This window comes from Halomonas sp. KHS3, from assembly GCF_000830495.1.
Lineage (GTDB): Bacteria > Pseudomonadota > Gammaproteobacteria > Pseudomonadales > Halomonadaceae > Vreelandella > Vreelandella titanicae.
The window spans coordinates 148192-167564 of record NZ_JWHY01000003.1 but is presented as its reverse complement, the minus strand read 5'-3'; the positions used below and the strand labels follow the sequence as shown (position 1 = coordinate 167564).

Sequence of the window (19373 nt, the reverse complement as noted above, 5' to 3'; positions counted from 1 at the left end):
GGCCACGGCAACGGCGCTCTTATCGCTGCATGAACTCCAGCCAGCGACGTTCCGCTTGTTCACCTGCCGAGGAAGCCCACCACTCGTATGACATCAACACCTGACGCTCGGCATTTTCGGGGAAACTCGGCAACTCCCTGGCACGCTCATCAGGAATCTTGCCCGTATCGAAGGCGGCCGGATTTCCGGGGCCGTAGTCGATATGCAGAGGTAGGTTGGCCTGATACTCAGGGGCGATGGCTGCGTTGATGAACTCGACGGCGGTATCCTGATTGGGCGCGCCTTCGATAATGCACAGATGCGTGTTCTGCAAAACCCCATCGTTATAGGTGAAGTCAGCGTCAGCGCCTTCATTGATGATGGCGCTAACTCGGCCATTCCACATCATCAACATATCCACTTCGCCATCATAGAGCAGCTGCGCCGACTGCCCGCCGGAGGTCCACCAGGTGGTGATATGCGGTTTGATCTCCTCGAGCTTGGCGAAGGCCCGGTCAACATCCAGCGGATAAAGGTCTTCTCGTGCAACACCATCAGCCATCAAGGCGGCTTCGAGCGTTCCTAGCGGGTGGTTGCGCAGTGAACGGTTACCGGGATACTCCTCCACATTCCAGAAGTCCTTCCAGCTTTGTGGCGGATTACCATCGAAGGCCTCTGGATTGTAGGCCAGTACGCTGGAATAGAACTCGTAGGCAACCGAGTAGGGCGTCTTGTACTCCTCGGGCATCGACTCGGCGTTAGGAATCTGGCTGAAGTCGAGTTCCTCTATCAGTCCTTGATTGCCGCCCCGCACACAGTTCAACGGCGGGGTGTCGACCACATCCCACACCGCCTGGCCGGTGGTGCCCTGGGTTCTGATCATCGGCCAGGCGTCGGGGGCGCTCTCCTGGATAATGGTGATGCCCAGCGCCTCGGCCACCGGGTCGAGGATGGCAACCGTTTGTGCTTCCTGGTACGCGCCACCCTGGGAGACGAAAGTGATTTCGCCGTCAGCCAGCGTTTGCCCGGCGCCAAGCGTACCGATGACCATTACTGAAGAACCAAACAGGTATTTCAAGCAGTTAGTATCTTTCATCATGCGATCTCCAACTGAGTAAATGCTTCCGACGCCCAATCAGCGCCCGATTGCATCAAGGAACTGGTAGTAACCCGCTACCAGTCGAATACCGACTTCACGCAAGGGGTAAAACGGAACGGCCTGGAGCCGCTCCGCCGCAAGCAGCGCCACGTCAGGGCTTTCGCCCATGGCATAGTCCGCCGCCAAACGCCCGAGTAAAGTCGACATAGCCACTCCAGCGCCGTTGTAACCGGCGGCGTAGCAAACTCTGTCGTCAAATCTGCCGACATGGGGTAGGGCATCCAGCGTCATGCCCACATGCCCCGACCAGCGGTAGGCGATGCTGATATCGGCAAGCTCTGGAAAGAGCGACACCATGGCTTTACGCAGAGAGTCGAATGCCGCCTGGGAATCATTTTTACCGAATGCTCCCCGGCCGCCGAATACGACCCGGCCATCGACCTTGCGAAACCAACGCATCATCCTGCGCGTTTCACCGTAGCTTCTCTCCTTGGTCATCAGGCGGCTCTGCAGCGCCATCGGAAGCGGCTCAGTCGCAATGATCGAGCTTCTGAACGGAACCAGGCGCGACTTGATAGCAGCACTGACCGGGGTGATATCCGAATAGGCATTCGTTGCCAGGATCACCTGACGCGCCTTGATCTCACCACCTGGTGTCGTGATGCGGACACCATCCTCCGTGCGGCGAATATGGCTAGCGGGACTTCGCTCGAAGACGATCTCGCCATGGCGTCGATTAATTCCCTCTGCTAGGCCCCGCACATAGTCAAGCGGATGCAAGGTGCCGACGCCAAGCCCTAGCACTCCCCCCGTAAACGCGTGGGAGCCTGTCTCTTCTGCCACCTCGCCAGCGGAAAGGCATCGCAGCGAATCATCACCCAATTCCCGTCGCATCCATTCGGCTTCTTCGGTAATCGCTTCCAATGCCCTGGCCGTATGGGCGCAGCGCAGATTGCCGCAGCGCGTGAAACGGGCACTTTTCAGGTCATACTCCTGAATCAGGGCGTCCACCTCATCCACCGCCTCATGGCAGAGCCGGTGCATGGCAGTGGCGACTGGCATGCCGTGGGTCTGGGCGATGCTGGGGAACGATAGCCGGAACTTGGCGGATACCACGCCGCCATTGCGACCGCTTGCCCCCCAGCCGATAGGATTGGCATCCACCACGATGGCTTGGACACCTCTTTCGGCCAGCCGGTGGGCCGCTGTCAATCCCGTGTAGCCGCCCCCGATGATGGCAACATCGACCGCCTTGTCACTGGAAAGGCTCCCGACGCCAGGCGCGACACGCGCCGTGTCACGCCAAAGTGAAGCAATCTGGGATGCTGGCTGCGGCCCACTCATATCACACCTTCTCTACGGCGTCGGCCAACGCCTTGAGCGTGGGGAAATGAAAGTCAGGCTTTGTCACCTGTGCGGGTTCCGGTGTACCGCCGAATCCCGACTGGCCCTGGCGACGCTCTATCCAGCAAGTGGTGTAACCCAGCTCCTTGGCAATTCCGATGTCGTGGTATTGGCTCTGGGCAACATGCAGTATTTCCGAGAACTTATAGCCATGAGCCGCCTGACGACCACGGTTGTAAGCGAAGAATTGAGGGTTGGGCTTAGCCACGCCGGTCTCGTCGCAGGTCACGCTATCGTCGAACGGATCGTCAAGGGTATGCGAATAGCAGGAGAATGCCGTGCGGTCGGCATTGGTCATTGCTACCAGACGATAGTGCTTGCGCAGGCGCTTCAGTGCCGCCACTGAATCCGCGAAGGCGGGCCAACGAAACACCGCCAACTGGAAGGCATCGGCTGAAACCGAATCCGCAGGCAGCTTCAACTCCTCTGCCAGCGAGCGGTAGACATCTGCCATGGCACTGCTCGAACGGCCAGGGTAGCGATCCCGCCCACGTTTGTAGGCCTCGAAAATGGTGTCGTCGCTCAACTCCTGAGCAGCACTTCCACCCAGCCGACGGATAGCATCCAGTACACCGGTTTCGAAATCGATCAGCGTGCCCACGACATCGAAGGTAAGAACTTTAAAATTGGAAAGTTCCATAATCGTGAATGACTCCTTTCTGAGGTGCTTTGAAGTTATGTCAGGCGACGTTTGCCGCCGGAGGGGCGCATCCCGCACGAGGCACGATAATGGTGTCCTCTGGATGCAGTACCACGCTCAGACGCTCGCCGAGCGGTGGAATCTTTTGCAGTGCCGTATGGTGACTGGGCTGCCGCATGCTGATTGAGGTTCCATCTTCCAGTTCAAGAAACAGTCTCAGGCTATCGCCCTGGTATACGGCCTCCATGACCCGACATGGCAGGCGATTGATGTCCGGTTCATGTTGGCCGTCATCTATCAGCAGTTTTTGGGTCTGGATCGCCAGCAGTAGCTCAGCATGGGGAGCGATGGGCATGGCAGAACGCAGCGTATGAGTGCCTAGCTGGACAGTGTGCTCATCAATGCGGGTTACCGGGAGTAGGGTGGAATCACCGATGAAGCTGGCCACGAAGGAGTCTTTGGGGTTGTTGTTCAGCGTTTCGGGGGCGCCGATCTGTACCAGCTCACCATCCTTGAGGATCGCGACCCTATCGCTCATGGTCAGCGCCTCACGCTGGTCGTGGGTCACATACACCACGGTGGCCCCAAGCTTGCGATGCAAGCGGCGCAGTTCAATCTGCATCGTCTCGCGCAACTGCTTATCCAGCGCCGATAGCGGTTCGTCCATCAGGATCAGTCGAGGCTCGAACACGATTGCTCTGGCAAGGGCGACGCGCTGCCGTTGGCCGCCTGACAACTGAGACACTCCACGATCCTGATAGCCATCAAGCTCGACCATGGCCAGCGCCTGTTTAACTCGCTCCGGCCACGTTGACTTGGGCAGTCGACGAGCCCGCAAGGGAAAAGCGACGTTTTCGCCGACACTCATGTGAGGAAAGAGCGCGTAACTCTGAAAAACGATGCCGATATTGCGCTTGTGGGGCGGCATGTAGGTCATGTCCTGATCACCGACCCATACCGACCCTGATGACGGCATGACAAACCCGCCCAAGGCGCCAAGCAAGGTCGTTTTTCCCGAGCCTGAAGGGCCCAGCAGCGACACGAATTCACCTGGCTCAATATTTAAGGTTATGTCCTTCAGGGCTTCCGTGCTGCCATACTGCTTACTGATTGAACGTATGGAGACACCCACGCTATCTCGCTCATCCATAGGATTTATCACCTTTCATTGTTGTGATGCCTATCGGTTGACATTGAGTACAGCAGATAAGATGTCCGGGGACAATTGCGAAAATCTTGGTGTTATCATAAGCTCAAGTTATGCCAACATTGCGCCGACAACTACCCAGCGCCAACGCTCTGTTTGTTTTTGAATCAGCGGCTCGCTGCGGTAACTTCACAAAAGCCGCCGCCGAACTGGGGGTTACCCAACCGGCGGTCAGCCGAATGCTTGCGCTTTTGGAGGAGTATCTGGAGGTAAAACTGTTCTTGCGGACGCCTGGCAAGACCGTGCTGACGGAGAGTGGTGAGATACTTTATCAAGGGGTGATCGACGGCTTTCGCAATATCGAAGCGGCGATTCAGGAAATCCGGGCGCGCAGCACCGGGCTTGAAACCGTCACGTTATCGGTGTCAACCGCCTTCACCACCCATTGGCTCATGCCGCGCATGCACAGGCTGCAGGCGCAGCTACCCCATATCGATCTGCGCTTTCAACTGATATCGGGGTCGGTCAGCGGCTCGGTCGAGGATGTTGACCTAGGGATTCGCTTCGTCACGGGGGAGGACATCCTGCATGACGCCTCGTTGATACTGCCGGAGATACTGGTGCCGGTCTGCAGCCCGGCTTATCGAAAGCAGCAACTCGAATCGCCCGGCATCAATGTCTCCACCACCCTGATTAGCCTCAGCGACAGCCGCATAGACTGGTTTGAGCTTTTGCCCAATTTCCATCTGCAAGCTTATGGAACCACTCACTCGCTGGTATTTTCGGACTATGCTGTCGTAATCCAGGCGGCCCTGCTGGGCCAAGGTATCGCCATCGGCTGGCTGAATATCGCATCCCATTGGCTGGAAACGGGCTCGCTGGTGCCCGCCACGCCAACCGCGATTGCCACCGAGCGGCTATGCCACCTGGTTCACTCACGCAAAAAGCCGCTAAGCGAGGCCGCCAAGCAGGTGCGGGAGTGGATCATCGCAGAAACCCACAATGATGTTGTGAATGTGTCGAAAAAGTATCCAGAGTTGAATCTGGAGCCTCTGCTAAAGAGTCGCTAACACTTCATTACGACGAAACGACTCCACCCGACGATTCAGACCCATGGGAAGGGATTTAGCAGTTGAACCTTCAGCCATCGGTCGAGCGCGTGAGTGTCTCCCATTCACTGATTTCGTCGGCAAGCGCCGACAACTTGCTGCGCACCAGCGCTAGTGCATCGCTTCCCAGCAGCAGATGCTCCGGCGGCGTGTCGCTGGCTATTGCGTCCAGCATTGCGCGAGCTGCCTTTGCCGGATCGCCAAGTTGCTGACCGCTTTTCTCGACGCGGGCATTACGAATCGGATCAAACAGCGCATCGTAGTCGGAGATCGAGCGCGGCGAGCGGGACATCGAGCGACCAGCCCAGTCGGTACGAAACGAGCCGGGTGCCACGGCAGTGACATGAACATTGAACGATTTCACTTCCTTGCCAAGCACCTCCGAAATACCTTCCAGTGCAAATTTACTACCACAGTAATAAGCGATGCCTGGCATCGTGATGAAACCACCCATAGACGTGATGTTGAGGATATGTCCGCGCCGACGTGAGCGCATGTATGGCAACACAGCCTTTGTGACGGCAACAGCTCCGAATACGTTCACGTCAAACTGCCGACGCATTTCGGCCAATGAGGATTCCTCCAGGATACCTTCATGGCCATAACCGGCGTTGTTGACGAGAACATCGATTTCTCCGACGTTTGCCTCTATCTCGGCCACTACCCCGTCGATGGCATCGAAGTCGGTCACATCGAGCACACGGCCCACTGCTTTCTCCGGATTGAGTGCCTCAAATGCCTGCTTGGCCCGTTCGCTGCGTACCGTGCCGACCACCTGATGGCCGGTAGCAAGTGCTTCTTGAGCCAGCGCCCGGCCAAAGCCGCTACTGACGCCTGTGATGAGTAAAAGTTTGCTGGTAGACATGCAAATAGCTCCTGTGTATCAGTGGAAGATGCACATTACCCCTTTGTATTGCCTTCTTTCAGGCATAAAATTCTTATATTATTGCCTATTCTGATAATTCCAGTCGGTATCGCGTGAAAAAGACACTTTCCACTCCGCAGACGGCTGAACAGCGGCACATGGTGACGCTGCTTCAGGCGCTGGCGCCGGAAGAAGGATACAACCTCACGGCCCTGCCCGACGTGCGCATCCTGCGTTCGGATCGTTCCTTGTCTCGTACTCCCGTGCTGTACGACCCCGGTATCGTGATTGTTTGCCAGGGGAGAAAGCGGGGTTATTTCGGCCATCAGGTTTATCTTTACGACGAGCAGCACTATCTGGCGGTCGCGGTGCCGGTGCCCTTCACGATGGAAACCGAGGCGACGCCAGAACACCCACTGCTAGCCATATATATGCATCTGGACTTTCAGCTCGCCGCGGAGCTGATGATCCAGATCGACCGCCATCAGTCTCCTACCCAGAAAAACGTGGCCCAAAGCCTAATGTCCAGCCCCATGGATGCTGAGTTGCGGGTGTCCGTGACACGTTTTCTCGAAACGATGAGTCAGCCGCTTGAGGCGGAGATTCTTGGCCCCGCGCTGGTGAGAGAACTGTATTTTCGCGTGCTCACCGGTGCACAGGGCAATGCCATGCGTGCGGCGCTGGCAATGCAGGGGCAGTTCGGGAAAATCAGCAAGGCGTTACGCCACATCCACGCGACCTACGCTCAGCCTCTTAACCTGTCGCAATTGGCTAGCGAGTCCGGTATGAGCGTTCCGACGTTTCTTAATCACTTCAAAGCCATTACGCACACTTCACCCATGCAGTACGTTAAATCCACGCGACTGCATCAAGCACGGCTGCTGATGGTTCGTCAGAGCATGACGGCTGAGGCCGCTTGCCACGCCGTCGGCTACCTGAGTGCTTCGCAATTCAATCGGGAGTTCAAACGGCTTTTCGGATTGACGCCAGCTGCCGAAACGAAGCGAATGCGGGAGAACTTCGCGCTACCGCCTGCTTTCACCAAGTCGGATTACGTCTCGTCGCATTGAGGCTGACCTGAGTTTAGTCACAACGCCGCCATGCGCAGGCTAATGAGCTGCGCTACCAAGGCGGATAGCACCGTCTTGATAAATTGAAACCGGCCTGCGTTGGTTATGCCGCCCCTCCTGATTGGTCACAACCCGAATGCTTGTACATAATTGATAATCGGCTGTGGGACAATAAGCATTCAAGGTCTGGGTAGTGGTCAGGTTGATTGTGTCGGGTGATAGCTAGCTTTAGCACTTTAGGAGAGAGTCATGGAGCACATTGCCTATAACCAAGAAGTCACTGCGCTCTTGGCTGCTTGTGATTTACCCGTTGTTGACCTGCGGGTGAATGGCGACGTCTGTTTCTTCGGATTGCGCCAAGAAGGCGATCTTTTAGGCGTGATAGGGATTGAGGTGCACGGTGACATCGGGCTTCTGCGTTCGCTTGCGATTCCCGTAGCCCATCGAGGGAAGGGGCTCGGCCAACAGCTTGTCGCCTACGCTGAAGAGTGGGCCATTCGCAGTGGCCTAAAAGCGCTATATCTTCTCACCACCACTGCCGGTGAATTGTTTAAACGGCTAGGGTATGCGGAGTTATCTCGCTCGCAGGCACCGAAAGCTATCACTGAAACACCACAGTTCGCGGGGCTATGCCCGGCCTCATCGAACTTTATGTTTAAAGAGTTAAGCGCAAGCAATAGCTAGCCTCGGCGAGCTATTGAGTGGCGATTCCAGGCCTGCGCAATAATCTTGGCGCTATATGAGAAAAGAAGGAGAAGACGTGCACCAGTTAGCCGCCCAATGGGTAGTGGGATTACTGAGAGACAGAAATATCCCTTTTCAAATCTGCGGAGGGCTCGCAGCAAAGGGGTATGGATCTAAACGAGCGTTGAACGATATTGACCTGTTCGTACCCGGCGAGCATTTTGCAGCTGTGGTGCAGGCTGGCCAAGCGAACATATCCAAGCCCGCCACGCACTACTGCGAAGAGGGCTGGGATTTAACCTATGTCCAGTTCAAGTATGAAGGCATTAAGGTGGAAGTTGGCAACGCCGACGGCGCGCAAATTTTTGATGCAGCCAGCCAGGCCTGGGTGCCGCTCAATATTGATTTTGCCCGCTATGAAACAGTGAATTTACTAGGCCTGGAGCTTCCTTTGATGTTCAAGGATGACTTGATCCGCTATAAGTCGGTGCTCTCAAGACCGGTCGATATCGACGATATTCGCGCCATAAGATAGGCAATCTCCATTTCACCATCGCCCTCAAGCGACGGGCACAGTGCCGCCATCGATCACGTACTCCGTTCCCGTAATAGTGGCCGCCAGCGGTGATGCCAGAAACCCAATCAAGTTGGCCACTTCTGCAGGCTTCGAAGGGCGGCCAATCGGGATGCCACCCAGCGAATTCATGATGATCTGCTTGCCGCCTGCGTAATCGGTGCCTGCCTCTTGGGCAATCCGCTCGGCTAGCGCAACGGCGGCTTCCGTCTCGATCCAGCCCGGCGACACCCGTACCACGCGCACCCCTTTGGGTGACACCTCTTTTGACAAGCTCTTACTATAAGTGGATAGCGCCGCCTTGGCAGCCGCATAAGCCGTGGTTGATTCGGGCAGGGGGAGTTCACGCTGAATGGAGGTCACGTGGATAATCACCCCATCGCCTTGGGCCAGCATGCCGGGCAGCAGGGCGCGATCCAGCCGCACGGCGGGAAACAGGTTGATGTCGAGCTCTTGCTGCCACTCCTCCTCCCCAAGGGCAGCGAACCCGCCGCCGGGGGCGGATGAACCACCCAGTACGTGAACGATAATATCGACGCCACCCAAGCGTTCGTTGACCGCATCGGCTACCGTGGCACAGCCTTCGGCCGTCGTCAGGTCAGCGGTTACAAACAGCTCATCGGGCAGGTCGGCGGGGCGAGTACGGGCGGTTGTTAGCACTTGCGCGCCTTCCTCGCGAAAGAGTGCCACCGCGGCCGCGCCAACCCCTTGGCTGCCCCCGGTGATCAATACGCGTCGCCCGTTCAAGTTCAGGTTCATTAGTGGATCTCCAATGACTGGATTTGCGACTCGGCAAGCTGGAAAGCGTGGTCAAGTTGAACCGGGCTGCCGGGGAAGTTGCCGGTCACGGTGGCGGTAACCACCATCGTGTTGCCTTGTTGGGAAACACTGACCGGCTCGACGCGATACTCAATCTTGTCGCGGGTGGCGCGCATCCAGGCTTGAATAGCGGGTCGCCCGCGGTGCGTCTCGCCTTCGTCGAACACACAGGCATCTTGAGTGAAGCAATCCGCAATGTGGGTGGCATCCGCACCGTTGCTGATGCTGAAGTAAGTAGTGATCGCGTCTGGCAGTGACAAACTCATGATGGTCATCTCTCGCAGGGGGTAATATGCGAGAATCTTCTGCCTAGACTGACGCGTTATCAAGAACGCACAAAAAGGTAAGTGGCTCACCCATGAGAAAGCTTTATACGCCCGCTACCGCCGCAAGCGATGTGGAAAATGTATTAAAAATGCTGGAAGGGCGCTGGAAGCTCATTATTCTCTTTCATCTCTTCGATGGAAAAGTGCAGCGCTACTCCGATTTAGGAAAACTCATCCCCGATATCTCCCAGAAAATGCTCGCCCAACAGCTGCGCCAGCTGGAAGCGGATGGCATCGTGGCGCGCAAAGTCTATCCCCAGGTGCCGCCGAAAGTGGAGTACCGCCTGACCGAATGGGGGCAAACGCTCTGCCCGGCGCTGGATGCCTTATTGAAATGGGCAGAGCAGAGGGATCACTTCAACAACCCTGACGAGCAGAACGAACAAAACGATGCCGCCACCCAATGAGAACCGCCTGATGCACTACCGCATCATGACCATCAACGACGATGACGCCGCCATTGCTCTGTAGAGCGAAAGTGAAGGCGTGCGGCTGCACGATGCCGAGTAACGCTCCAGTGAAGCTTGCGGGGGCGGGTCTCAATAGCACCTATTCTTAGCTGCCCATACGCCTTCCCTGGCTCTAAAGATGTCACTCGTTTTTCACTGACATATATGGCTGACGAAAGTGGAAACTGGCGGTTGCCGTGCAAGCGTCTCCGGGCAGATGACGCTCAGGTTCTTGGCCAGCCCGGCATCACTGACCGGGATAGCACACAAAGTGCCCGCTCGGATCTCCGCTTCGACGCAAGCCGCCAGCACCAGTGATACGCCCAGGCCTGCTTTGACAGCCTGTTTAACCGCTTCGGTACTGCCCAGTTGCATTGAAACCTTCGGGAACGGCCCTCTTTCGCCGAAGAAACTCGCCAGCAACCGGCCCGTACCTGTTCCGGGTTCACCGCCCAGCAGGCTCATTCCTGCGAGGGTTTTCCGGTCTATTTCATGCCATTCCGCACAGGGGTGATCGGGTGAAGTAATTAACACCACGGGCTCCTGTCGCCAATCCATTGCCTGGAAGCCAGATTTCGGGTGCCACCACTCCATCACCGCTATATCCAGCTCGCCGCTAGTCAGTTGTCTAGCAATGTTAGGATTGTTATCAATCACAAGATCCAGCTCAGGTACCGCCGGAATGTTCTTGAACGTGCTCACGTAGGGCTGGAGCATGTAAATACCGATGTTGGAACTTGCCCCTACGCGTAAACGCGTACCGCTAACGACTTCTCGAGCACGCTCGTCCAGTTGCAACATACTAAGCGCAAGCGGCATAAGCGCCAGGGCTGCTTTGGTGGGCTCGCAACCCGTTTTACTGCGGCGTATCAACAGGGCACCTAGCTGTTCTTCGAGCTTTTGAATGTGCTGTGAAAGCGTGGGTTGTGCGATACCGAGAGCTTGGGCGGCGGCCTGAAAACGTCGGTGCTGAACCAGTGTGGTAAAACTTTTCAGCCAGACCAAGTTCAGCATGGAGTTGTCTCAGTGATAGTGGGCGAATTAGCCGCATCCTGAGGGCATTCTCCTTGTAACGCTTGAAGAATGTTGTCGGCAGCACGCTGTTCAATCATCAGCCGCACATCCTGGACGGCAGAGCCAATGTGTGCCGTAAATAGCGTGTTGGGATGTGCTCGCAAGGTGGGGCAAATCTCTTGCGGGCGATCCTCTCGAGCCCAATCTTCCATTTCAAAAACATCCGCTGCGTAGCCGCCTAACTGCCCTGACTCCAATGCTTCCAAAACGGCAGCTTCCTGCACTACAGAACCCCGGCATGGGTTGATCAAAAAAGCGCCTGGTTGCATCAGGGCCAAGCGCGCAGTGTTCATGGTATGCAGGGTTTGTTTATTGAGCGGCAGGGCCAAAATGACAATGTCGGCTTGCCCGAGCAGCTCTTCAAGCGACTTGCGCGCCACGCCTAGCGCGGCCTCCTCAGCAGCGGGCAAGGCGTCTGGCTGAGAATACAGCAAGCTCGCGCCCCACCCCTGGAGCCGTGTTGCCACTGCCTGGCCGATGGGACCCATGCCGACGATACCCACGGTCGCGCCGGCAACCCCCAGCCCATAAAACGTGGGCTGCCATCCCTTGAACTGGCCGGAACGAACGTACTCATCGGCCGCTCGGACATGGCGGATTAGGCTAATGGTTAGCCCGATGGTTAGCTCAGCCGTTGGCACCGTCAGCAGATCCGGCACGAAGGTCAGCCAAACGCCATGACGCGTACAGGCCTCCACATCAAAATTATCGTATCCCTTCAGGGCGGCACCAATAACTTTCAGCTTGGGACAGCCCGCTAGAAATTCCTCGCTGACCTGGTCCGGCATAAACACCATCATGGCGTCTGCGGTTGCCGCGCGGGCCTTTACCTCGGCGGCGGTCAAGGTAGTGGCTGACTGGTTGGTGATCACTTCACAGTGTTGTTCCAGCCTTTCCAACACACTGTTGTGTACCCGGTGGGTAATGAAAACCCTTGGTTTCATTTGATTTCCTTACTTGAATTTCTTACGAAGATGGCCGCTAAGGCTATCCACCATCGTCACCATAACGAGTATGACAATCAGGATGGCGCTGACTTCCTGGTACTGCATGACGCGTAAAGAGCCCATTAGCTCGAAGCCGATCCCGCCAGCCCCCACCATGCCCATCACCGTAGAGGCGCGGAAATTGTATTCCCAGCGGTAGATAGAGACATCAGCAAACTGCGGAAGCACCTGCGGGAGCACCGCGTGCCAATGAACCTGTAATCGCGTCGCGCCAGCGGCATTGGCGGCCTCTACCGGGGCTGGGTCGACATGCTCGATCGCTTCGGCAAAGAATTTACCCACCATGCCGATAGAATGAAGGCCGAGCGCGAGCACGCCCGGTAAGGCGCCAAACCCCACGGCAGCAACGAAAATAATGCCCATAATCAGCTCGGGCACCGAGCGAAGAGCGTTCAGCAGCGTGCGGGTTACGTGGAATACCACGGGGTGGGGCGAGGTATTGCGAGCGGCCAGGAACGCCAGGGGTACGGAAGCAGTGACCGCTATCGCCGTGCCGGCAATGCTCATGGCAAGGGTATCGACCAGCGGCGCTATCCAATCCATGGCGTTGGTAAAGTCGGGCGGTAGGGATTCTCCCATTAGGGTAGCGATGGCAGGCACCCCGTTGGCCAGGGTGCGAAAATCCAGCAGATCTACATACCAACTCGCCAGAAGAACCACTGCCAGCACCAAGCCCGCTTGGAAGAGCTTGCTCCGCCAGCCGCGGGCGTGTTCGTCCAACACGGCGTCAGGAGAAAGCGATGAAAGGGGTGGCGGCACTGTTTTGGACGGATTCATCATGCCCCCTTACATCTTGCCGAAGTCGAGGTTGAGCAGACTACCCATTTCCCGAATCACATCGTAATCGGCGTCCGTGATAACGGCGAAACCTTCGGCTTTTAGGTTGTCCAGAATCTCTTCATCATCGATGCTGATGAAGGCATCCTGGATCTGCTGCTTGAGTTCAGGGTCCAGGTTGGAACGCATCGCCCAAGGGTACTGAGGGTACTCCCCGCTGTGACCCAACACCCTAACCTGGTTGCGGTCTATCAGGCCGCGGTCCATTACGTGCTCAAAGATCACTTCCGATAGCCCGCCTGCATCCGCATTACCATTGGCCACGTTCACCGCCACGGCATCATGGGAGCCAACGAAATGGGCTTCATAGTCCTCGCCTGCTTCCAGCCCCGCCGATTCAAGCAGCACGGTTTTGGGAATCAGGTGGCTTGACGTAGAGGCACGGTCGCCATAGGCCATTTTCATGCCTTCGATATCCGCATAGGACTCAACGCCGGAATCGACATTGGCAATAATGATGGAGCGATAGGTGGGCTTGCCATCCACAATCATGGCGGCAAAGGGTTCGATCTCACTTTTGCTTCTTGCCATCACATAGGAGAGCGGGCCGAAGTAGGCGAGGTCGATGCGACCAAAGCGCATGGCTTCGATCATGGAGGAGTAATCCGTGGTGACGATTAACTCAATTTCTTTCCCAAGGGTACTTTCAAGATACTCTTTCAATGGCTGGTTGCGTTTGATCAGTTCAGAAGCGTTTTCATCGGGGAGTAGCGCGACTTTTAATAGATCCGGATTTGGATCAGGGTCCGCCGCCAAGGCCGGCATGGCGATTCCAAACATAAGACAGATGGCAAAGAAAAAGCTGAATAGCGGTTTCATTGGGCAATCTCCAGTTTTATCGGGGAGGGAGTGGTGGTTTGAGGGTTGGGTTCGGTGGTCTCAGCGGCGTCGGTCACAGCTCCGCGCGTGCCGTGGTAGATCTCGTTCAGGTGGCGTTGCTGTAACTGTGAGGGGGCCGCATCGAAAACGATTTGGGCATTCGCTAACCCGATAATGCGGTCAGCAAACCGCTGGGCATACTCCAGCTGGTGCAGTGAAATAATGGCGGTAATACCATCCTCACGGCATATATCTCGCAGTAGCGTTAGCACTCGCTCAGAGGTTGCCGGGTCAAGGCTGGCCACTGGCTCGTCCGCCAATATCATGGCGGGCTGCTGCGCCAAGGCACGCGCAATGCCCACCCGCTGTTGCTGCCCGCCGGAGAGTTGATCGACCCGGGTAAGCGCTTTCTCGGCCATGCCTACGCGGTCCAGGCAGTGCAGAGCAAGCGCCTGTTCCTGCCTGGGTAGCGGAAACAAACTGCGCCAGGTGCTGTGGTAAGCAAGCCGACCGGTCAGCACATTCTGGAGCGCCGTATGGCGTTCAATGAGCTGATGGTGCTGGAAAACCATGGCGGTTTTGCACCGATGGCGGCGTACCGTAGACCGGGTTTCGAGCGCACCTAGCTCGGCCGAGATCACTTTGCCAGTGCTGGGCCGCACCAAGTGGTTGAGAGAACGCAGTAACGTCGATTTACCCGCACCGGAAAGGCCGAGTAGTACCGTAAACTCCCCTTTGTGGAAATCGACGGTGGTGGGGCGGAGTGCGAGGACATTCCCAGGATATGTCACCCCCATTTTCTCGATGCGGAGCATTAAGTCAGAGGATTGAATAGGCTCCATTGGATCACCTTCTGCAATGTATAAGCTCACTTTATTGTGACTTACAATGCAACGGTAGCCCGCCTAAGTGACAAAGCTGTGTCGTTCAGGTGATAAGTTAATGACTATCCAAGGAGCGCAGGTAGCCAGTCAAACGGCTCAGATAACGCTTCTCTAGACCAATATCGTCACAAAACGAGGCCCACCAAGGCTGGGCGTACCGATCCGATATTCTGCTCTATTCGTTTGTTAATGGAGATAACCACAACGTTTAACCAAGCTGAGCCTCAATCGCGGCTTTATCAATGACCGACCAGACCTCCCTAATCTTGCCATCGCTAAACAGGTAGAACGCGTTTTCGCAAAACGTCACGTTTTTGCCATCCACCGCAAGGCCAAGGAAGCTACCTTTGGGTGTGACATCGAATCGCAACCTGCACGCGACATGGGGTGAATCAACGGCCAAAAGCTCAATGTTAAAGTGAAGATCCGGTATCTGCTCGTAATCGGCTTCCAGCATGGCGCGATAACCATCAAGCCCTAGGCGCCTGCCGTTGTGGTGGACATCGTCATGCACGAACTGGTCAAGGTTCGTCCAGTCTTGATTATTGAGGCAGGTGATGTAATCACGGTAGGTTGCTTCCAGGTCACGTTTGTTCATCCTGGTTCTCCTTTCTTGGGCAGGCGTGAAGGCATTCGCCAAGGGTATACAGGCTCAGTATCATAAGCAGCCTAAACCAAACCACAGAAGTCATCATTCATGTCGTGCCCACCTTGCCCCCATTGCCAATCCGAATTCGTCTATCAGGATCAAAGCCTGTTCATCTGCCCCGAATGCGCTCACGAATGGAACCCTTCTGAGGCTGAGGCAGAAGAGACCGTGACGGTAAAAGATGCCCACGGCACCCTGTTAGCGGAAGGCGACAAGGTAACGATGATCAAAGACCTCAAGGTCAAAGGCAGCTCATTGGTACTCAAGGTGGGCACCAAAGCGGTTATCAAGCGGCTCTTGGATAGCAAGAATCACCAACTGGACTGCAAGGTCGACGGCGTCGGCGACATGATGGTGACCGCCCACTTTGTGAAAAAAGCTTGAATAAGACCCCGGAATTCTTCGATTCACCACACGACGCAGTAAGCTGAGGCTCACCCACCATCACCACTTCACTCAGCGTTTAAGCGAAGCGTGTTTTCGGGTATCTGGTTCTAGGGCAACAAAATCAGCTCTAAGGCCTTTGACAGCGGGTTGGAAAGTATTCAAAAGCGCTATTTCCTTTCGATTTATTTAGCTAAAGTAAGACTAAAGCTTATCTGCCGGAAGGCCTTCAATGACTGATTTGATAATCCTGAGAGATTTCCTGGCCCTTTGTGAAACCAAGAGTTTTAGCCGCACGGCTGAGCATCGGCATGTTTCGGTTTCAGGCTTGAGTCGTCGTATTCAAGGCCTTGAAGAGTGGGCAGGCACCACGCTGTTTGAGCGGCGTAAAGGGGAGCTAGTGCTGACGGAGGCAGGGCAAAGCCTGCAAATGGTAGCTTCACAAGCGCTTAGCGCTTTTGATCAATTTCGCCGCTCCGTTGCTGATGATATTAACGATCAGAAAAGGCGGATACGATTTTGCTCACCACACATTATGGCTGCGATATTTTTTCCTCACTGGATGCCGCGCTTACAAGAGCAGTTCACACAGGCAAAATTTAGCATTGATGCTAATACATTGCCGGAGTGCCTAGCCACTCTAGATCAGGGAGAGGCCGACTATGTAACGGCACTATTCGATGGTGAACACCTTATTGCAAGGCGTTTGGGAGTAGAGAGTGATAGTTACACTTCAATTGAGCTAGATACCGAGTCTCTCATCCCTGTTAGCGCACCAAATGCCGCAGGTCAGCCACTGTTTAATTTACATGCTGCAGATGGCTCCCCACTCTCATTTTTGAATTATTCCCAAGAGTGCCATTTGGGTTGGTCGCTGAGTGCCATGCTGGTGAATCAAGGTTTGAATTTACAGCAACACCATGATGCTGGTCTTGCTGATAGTTTGCGTCATATGACGTTATCAAGATTGGGTGTTGCGTGGCTTCCCTATTCGCTAGTGCGGGAAGACCTTGGGGCTAAGCGGCTTGTTCGAGCGGGAGGTGCCGCTTTCGATGTGCCATTAAAAATCACCTTGCTGAGACGCACAGCGCCCCTCGCAGCAGAAGCCCAGCGGTTATGGGATGGGCTGCTGGAAATGAAAAATGTAAGAACCTTCTCTGAGGTTGTTTGAACGGCATTCCACGCTTCATTGCAATGTTGGCAATTTTTTCGCCTCTTTTATTCGGTAACGCAACCTAGCCAGAAAAGTAGCGGTGCTTGCTGATGTGGCAACAGGCGTTGCGATATCGTCGCGGCTTAGCGCCCAAAAAGGGTTAATTCTTAGGAAAGGCTCAATGCGCTGAGAACCCCTATGACGACAATGCTGCCTATGGCTTCTGCTCACAACTACCGCTGGTTCATTCTACTGATAGCCACCCTGGCTCAAGCAGCGGCATGCTTTTTCGTTCAAGGCATCGGGGCCATCAGCGTTTATATACAGGCAGATATGGCGCTCTCTGCATTTCAGATTGGGGCGCTGGTCTCTGCTGCTCAACTGGTGCCTTTAGTCGGGCTGTTAGTTGCCGGCGAGTTGCTGGACAGGTTCAGTGAACGCTTAGTGGTAGGGGTGGGAACCCTCGTAGTGGGCATCGCGCTAAGCGCTGCCGTGCTGGCTGAGAGTTACTGGGCAATGCTGCTGTTTTTGGTCATCGTAGGGGCGGGCTACAGTACCGCCCAGCCTGGCGGTAGCAAATCGGTAGCTGCTTGGTTCGATAAATCCCAGCGCGGCTTTGCCATGGGGATTCGTCAGGCGGGATTGCCGCTGGGTGGTGCGCTGGCGGCGATTATACTGCCAACAGTTGCGATCACCTGGGGGTGGCGCGCCTCTTTTCTGGTGGGTGGGCTGATTGCAATCTTCGGGGCGTTGGTCTTTATACTTTTTTACCGTACCCCTGGTGGCGTGGTGCCGGTAGCAAGAGCCTCTGAAGGTAGCGTAAAACAAGTCGTCTTATCGCGATTGGCAATGATTCGTGAACCGGCCATGAAACAGATCATGGCGTCCGGTATTAGTTTGATCTCGGTTCAGTACGGCATTTTGATTTTTACCGTGCTCTATCTGCATAGCCGCTTGCAAATGGAGGTACTGCAGGCGGCGGCGCTGCTATTCGTAGCCCAAGGGGCCGGGGTTGCCGGACGTATTTTGCTGGCGGCCTGGAGCGACCGCTGTCGCTCACGCTATTTTCCGGTAATGGGGTGCATGGTGGCGGTGATAGTAGGGCTGCTGGTATTGGTTTGGCTACCGCTTCACTCAACGCTCATGCTGAGTGGTTTGATGGCTTGGTTGGGCTTTTTTGGTTTTGGTTGGTACGGCCCTTGGGTAGCTTATGTAGCGGAGTCTGCACCTGCTGATAAAACCGGCTTTGTGCTAGGCCTGGCCATGGCGATTAACCAGCTGGCGATTGTATCGATACCACCACTCCTTGGGTGGCTGTTAGATATAAGTGGCAGTTTTATACTTGGCTGGAGTCTGCTGATCGCCATGACGTTATTGGGGCTATTAATGACCATCCAGCGGCAAGGAGACATTAATGAAAGCGATCGTGTTTGACGTATTTGGCACCATTGTTGATTGGCGCTCCAGTTTGATTCACCAGTTCAATGAGCTAGAGAAAGAGTTGGGGATTGAACTGCCTAGTGAAGTGCTGGCTGATCAATGGCGTCAGCTTTATGCGCCTTCCATGGACAGGGTACGCAGAAGGGAAATCCCCTGGACGGTATTAGATGATCTGCATCGAGAAAGCTTAGTCAAACTACTCAATCAACATGAGATTGCGCTAGACAAAGCGACCATTGATCGCGTCAATCACTTTTGGCACCAATTAGAGCCCTGGCCAGATGTTCAGAGTGGCCTACAGCGCTTGAAAGAGCACACCATCATCGCAACGCTGACCAACGGTAATGTCTCATTAATGGTCGATGTTGCCCGTCACGCCAAGTTACCGTGGGATATGATTTTTTGCGCCGAGTTATTCGAGCACTACAAGCCTGATTCGGAGGTTTATTTAGGAGCTTGCCGTCTGCTACGCCTACCGCCTGAAGAGGTAATGCTGTGTGCGGCGCATAATGCTGACCTGCGTGCTGCCCGTGCCTTGGGAATGAAAACGGCGTTTATACCCCGTCGTACAGAATATGGCCCCCAACAGAGCAAAGATTTAGAAGCAGAAGAAGCATGGGATTTTGTGGCTGAAGACCTCGTCGCGTTGAGCGAGAGTCTAATAGAGTGAGCCAACAATGCATGCCGTTAGGGCTGGATAGCATTTGTTGAGATAGTGGCAGCTATAGGTATTGAGTGTTTGAGCAGTGAGCTTATCCCCAGGCTTTATTTAATGGTAGAACGAGCAGACGCGCAAACACTGCGCGTCTAGTAACATCTTTTTATCGCAAGGAATGCAAAATGCAGTTAGCTCGATTTTTTGTCGCCATCATGTTGTTTTTTTCATATCGGCTCAAGCGGTAGCAACTGATTGGACTCCACCTGATAATCCTGATTTGCTTCAGATCTTACATGAGGCGCG

General features: G+C 55.3%; 22 protein-coding genes. 9 read left to right on the top strand and 13 right to left on the bottom strand.

Annotated elements, in window-relative coordinates:
• Positions 1–19: 19 nt before the first annotated feature.
• Genes RO22_RS09595 through RO22_RS09580 form a run of 4 tightly spaced genes read right to left on the bottom strand, consistent with a single transcriptional unit; the run spans position 20 to position 4272 of the window.
• Entirely contained in the window at positions 20–1078 is a 1059-nt protein-coding gene (locus RO22_RS09595; RefSeq protein ID WP_233974237.1) for an ABC transporter substrate-binding protein, read from the bottom strand.
• 36 nt (positions 1079–1114) lie between these two features.
• Positions 1115–2422 (bottom strand): NAD(P)/FAD-dependent oxidoreductase, encoded by a 1308-nt coding sequence (locus tag RO22_RS09590; RefSeq protein ID WP_041158216.1) that lies wholly within the window; start codon positions 2420–2422, stop codon positions 1115–1117.
• Position 2423: 1 nt separating this feature from the next.
• A complete protein-coding gene (locus RO22_RS09585; protein ID WP_041158215.1) occupies positions 2424–3122 on the bottom strand; it encodes an HAD-IA family hydrolase in 699 nt (232 codons plus the stop codon).
• Positions 3123–3162: 40 nt separating this feature from the next.
• The gene (locus tag RO22_RS09580; RefSeq protein ID WP_041158214.1) at positions 3163–4272 is read right to left on the bottom strand and encodes an ABC transporter ATP-binding protein; all 1110 of its coding nucleotides are present in this window, start codon (positions 4270–4272) and stop codon (positions 3163–3165) included.
• A gap of 110 nt (positions 4273–4382) precedes the next feature.
• On the opposite strand from RO22_RS09580, the gene RO22_RS09575 reads away from it, so the two are divergent.
• Positions 4383–5339, top strand: coding sequence for a LysR family transcriptional regulator (locus RO22_RS09575; protein WP_041158213.1), 957 nt, complete (start codon positions 4383–4385; stop codon positions 5337–5339).
• Between the two features lie 70 nt (positions 5340–5409).
• Here the strand turns inward: RO22_RS09575 and RO22_RS09570 are convergent, their stop codons facing one another.
• The gene (locus RO22_RS09570; RefSeq protein WP_041158212.1) at positions 5410–6243 is read right to left on the bottom strand and encodes an oxidoreductase; all 834 of its coding nucleotides are present in this window, start codon (positions 6241–6243) and stop codon (positions 5410–5412) included.
• 158 nt (positions 6244–6401) lie between these two features.
• Here RO22_RS09570 and RO22_RS09565 point away from each other — a divergent pair, with 158 nt between their 5' ends.
• The 3 genes from RO22_RS09565 to RO22_RS09555 all read left to right on the top strand — a co-directional run bounded on the left by RO22_RS09565 (position 6402) and on the right by RO22_RS09555 (position 8532).
• The gene (locus tag RO22_RS09565; protein ID WP_041158211.1) at positions 6402–7313 is read left to right on the top strand and encodes an AraC family transcriptional regulator; all 912 of its coding nucleotides are present in this window, start codon (positions 6402–6404) and stop codon (positions 7311–7313) included.
• A gap of 249 nt (positions 7314–7562) precedes the next feature.
• A complete protein-coding gene (gene arsN2, locus RO22_RS09560) occupies positions 7563–7997 on the top strand; it encodes an arsenic resistance N-acetyltransferase ArsN2 (protein WP_041158210.1) in 435 nt (144 codons plus the stop codon).
• A gap of 76 nt (positions 7998–8073) precedes the next feature.
• A complete protein-coding gene (locus tag RO22_RS09555; protein WP_022522618.1) occupies positions 8074–8532 on the top strand; it encodes a hypothetical protein in 459 nt (152 codons plus the stop codon).
• Positions 8533–8556: 24 nt separating this feature from the next.
• On the opposite strand, the gene RO22_RS09550 is transcribed toward RO22_RS09555, so the two are convergent.
• Positions 8557–9330, bottom strand: a complete 774-nt coding sequence (locus tag RO22_RS09550; RefSeq protein WP_022522619.1) for an SDR family oxidoreductase — start codon at positions 9328–9330, stop codon at positions 8557–8559.
• Complete coding sequence (locus tag RO22_RS09545; RefSeq protein ID WP_022522620.1) at positions 9330–9656, bottom strand: nuclear transport factor 2 family protein; 327 nt, start codon at positions 9654–9656, stop codon at positions 9330–9332. Before RO22_RS09545 ends, RO22_RS09550 begins: the two co-directional genes overlap by 1 nt.
• Before the next feature lie 92 nt (positions 9657–9748).
• On the opposite strand from RO22_RS09545, the gene RO22_RS09540 reads away from it, so the two are divergent.
• The gene (locus tag RO22_RS09540; protein WP_022522621.1) at positions 9749–10123 is read left to right on the top strand and encodes a winged helix-turn-helix transcriptional regulator; all 375 of its coding nucleotides are present in this window, start codon (positions 9749–9751) and stop codon (positions 10121–10123) included.
• 195 nt (positions 10124–10318) lie between these two features.
• On the opposite strand, the gene RO22_RS09535 is transcribed toward RO22_RS09540, so the two are convergent.
• From RO22_RS09535 to RO22_RS09510, 6 genes are all read right to left on the bottom strand, one after another.
• Positions 10319–11179, bottom strand: a complete 861-nt coding sequence (locus tag RO22_RS09535; RefSeq protein WP_009287603.1) for a LysR family transcriptional regulator — start codon at positions 11177–11179, stop codon at positions 10319–10321.
• Positions 11173–12183 (bottom strand): phosphonate dehydrogenase, encoded by a 1011-nt coding sequence (locus RO22_RS09530; protein ID WP_022522623.1) that lies wholly within the window; start codon positions 12181–12183, stop codon positions 11173–11175. The genes RO22_RS09535 and RO22_RS09530 overlap by 7 nt, the downstream gene beginning before the upstream one ends.
• 9 nt (positions 12184–12192) lie before the next feature.
• A complete protein-coding gene (gene phnE, locus RO22_RS09525) occupies positions 12193–13023 on the bottom strand; it encodes a phosphonate ABC transporter, permease protein PhnE (protein WP_027960098.1) in 831 nt (276 codons plus the stop codon).
• A gap of 9 nt (positions 13024–13032) precedes the next feature.
• Positions 13033–13902, bottom strand: a complete 870-nt coding sequence (gene phnD / locus RO22_RS09520) for a phosphate/phosphite/phosphonate ABC transporter substrate-binding protein (protein ID WP_022522625.1) — start codon at positions 13900–13902, stop codon at positions 13033–13035.
• On the bottom strand, positions 13899–14744 hold the full coding sequence (gene phnC, locus RO22_RS09515) for a phosphonate ABC transporter ATP-binding protein (protein WP_022522626.1): 846 nt from the start codon (positions 14742–14744) through the stop codon (positions 13899–13901). Before phnC ends, phnD begins: the two co-directional genes overlap by 4 nt.
• Before the next feature lie 250 nt (positions 14745–14994).
• Positions 14995–15384 (bottom strand): ester cyclase, encoded by a 390-nt coding sequence (locus tag RO22_RS09510; RefSeq protein ID WP_022522627.1) that lies wholly within the window; start codon positions 15382–15384, stop codon positions 14995–14997.
• A gap of 99 nt (positions 15385–15483) precedes the next feature.
• Here RO22_RS09510 and RO22_RS09505 point away from each other — a divergent pair, with 99 nt between their 5' ends.
• From RO22_RS09505 to RO22_RS09490, 4 genes are all read left to right on the top strand, one after another.
• Positions 15484–15819: a zinc ribbon domain-containing protein YjdM gene (locus RO22_RS09505; RefSeq protein ID WP_022522628.1), complete on the top strand. Its 336-nt coding sequence runs from the start codon at positions 15484–15486 to the stop codon at positions 15817–15819.
• A gap of 232 nt (positions 15820–16051) precedes the next feature.
• Positions 16052–16990, top strand: a complete 939-nt coding sequence (locus RO22_RS09500) for a LysR family transcriptional regulator (RefSeq protein ID WP_022522629.1) — start codon at positions 16052–16054, stop codon at positions 16988–16990.
• A 180-nt stretch (positions 16991–17170) separates the two neighbouring features.
• Complete coding sequence (locus RO22_RS09495; protein ID WP_052475586.1) at positions 17171–18406, top strand: MFS transporter; 1236 nt, start codon at positions 17171–17173, stop codon at positions 18404–18406.
• Positions 18387–19082, top strand: a complete 696-nt coding sequence (locus tag RO22_RS09490) for a haloacid dehalogenase type II (RefSeq protein ID WP_041158208.1) — start codon at positions 18387–18389, stop codon at positions 19080–19082. The genes RO22_RS09495 and RO22_RS09490 overlap by 20 nt, the downstream gene beginning before the upstream one ends.
• The last annotated feature ends 291 nt before the right edge of the window (positions 19083–19373 follow it).

What these genes read in the sequence shown, in the direction of transcription:
- arsN2 (WP_041158210.1), top strand. Translation starts at nt 7,563, where the DNA reads ATGGAGCACATTGCCTATAACCAAGAAGTCACTGCGCTCTTGGCTGCT.
- RO22_RS09540 (WP_022522621.1), top strand. Translation starts at nt 9,749, where the DNA reads ATGAGAAAGCTTTATACGCCCGCTACCGCCGCAAGCGATGTGGAAAAT.
- RO22_RS09545 (WP_022522620.1), bottom strand. Translation starts at nt 9,656, where the DNA reads ATGAGTTTGTCACTGCCAGACGCGATCACTACTTACTTCAGCATCAGC.
- RO22_RS09530 (WP_022522623.1), bottom strand. Translation starts at nt 12,183, where the DNA reads ATGAAACCAAGGGTTTTCATTACCCACCGGGTACACAACAGTGTGTTG.
- RO22_RS09505 (WP_022522628.1), top strand. Translation starts at nt 15,484, where the DNA reads ATGTCGTGCCCACCTTGCCCCCATTGCCAATCCGAATTCGTCTATCAG.
- RO22_RS09500 (WP_022522629.1), top strand. Translation starts at nt 16,052, where the DNA reads ATGACTGATTTGATAATCCTGAGAGATTTCCTGGCCCTTTGTGAAACC.
- RO22_RS09595 (WP_233974237.1), bottom strand. Translation starts at nt 1,078, where the DNA reads ATGATGAAAGATACTAACTGCTTGAAATACCTGTTTGGTTCTTCAGTA.
- phnC (WP_022522626.1), bottom strand. Translation starts at nt 14,744, where the DNA reads ATGGAGCCTATTCAATCCTCTGACTTAATGCTCCGCATCGAGAAAATG.
- RO22_RS09580 (WP_041158214.1), bottom strand. Translation starts at nt 4,272, where the DNA reads ATGGATGAGCGAGATAGCGTGGGTGTCTCCATACGTTCAATCAGTAAG.
- RO22_RS09490 (WP_041158208.1), top strand. Translation starts at nt 18,387, where the DNA reads ATGAAAGCGATCGTGTTTGACGTATTTGGCACCATTGTTGATTGGCGC.
- RO22_RS09535 (WP_009287603.1), bottom strand. Translation starts at nt 11,179, where the DNA reads ATGCTGAACTTGGTCTGGCTGAAAAGTTTTACCACACTGGTTCAGCAC.
- RO22_RS09590 (WP_041158216.1), bottom strand. Translation starts at nt 2,422, where the DNA reads ATGAGTGGGCCGCAGCCAGCATCCCAGATTGCTTCACTTTGGCGTGAC.
- RO22_RS09510 (WP_022522627.1), bottom strand. Translation starts at nt 15,384, where the DNA reads ATGAACAAACGTGACCTGGAAGCAACCTACCGTGATTACATCACCTGC.
- phnD (WP_022522625.1), bottom strand. Translation starts at nt 13,902, where the DNA reads ATGAAACCGCTATTCAGCTTTTTCTTTGCCATCTGTCTTATGTTTGGA.
- RO22_RS09495 (WP_052475586.1), top strand. Translation starts at nt 17,171, where the DNA reads ATGACGACAATGCTGCCTATGGCTTCTGCTCACAACTACCGCTGGTTC.
- RO22_RS09565 (WP_041158211.1), top strand. Translation starts at nt 6,402, where the DNA reads ATGGTGACGCTGCTTCAGGCGCTGGCGCCGGAAGAAGGATACAACCTC.
- RO22_RS09550 (WP_022522619.1), bottom strand. Translation starts at nt 9,330, where the DNA reads ATGAACCTGAACTTGAACGGGCGACGCGTATTGATCACCGGGGGCAGC.
- phnE (WP_027960098.1), bottom strand. Translation starts at nt 13,023, where the DNA reads ATGAATCCGTCCAAAACAGTGCCGCCACCCCTTTCATCGCTTTCTCCT.
- RO22_RS09585 (WP_041158215.1), bottom strand. Translation starts at nt 3,122, where the DNA reads ATGGAACTTTCCAATTTTAAAGTTCTTACCTTCGATGTCGTGGGCACG.
- RO22_RS09570 (WP_041158212.1), bottom strand. Translation starts at nt 6,243, where the DNA reads ATGTCTACCAGCAAACTTTTACTCATCACAGGCGTCAGTAGCGGCTTT.
- RO22_RS09575 (WP_041158213.1), top strand. Translation starts at nt 4,383, where the DNA reads ATGCCAACATTGCGCCGACAACTACCCAGCGCCAACGCTCTGTTTGTT.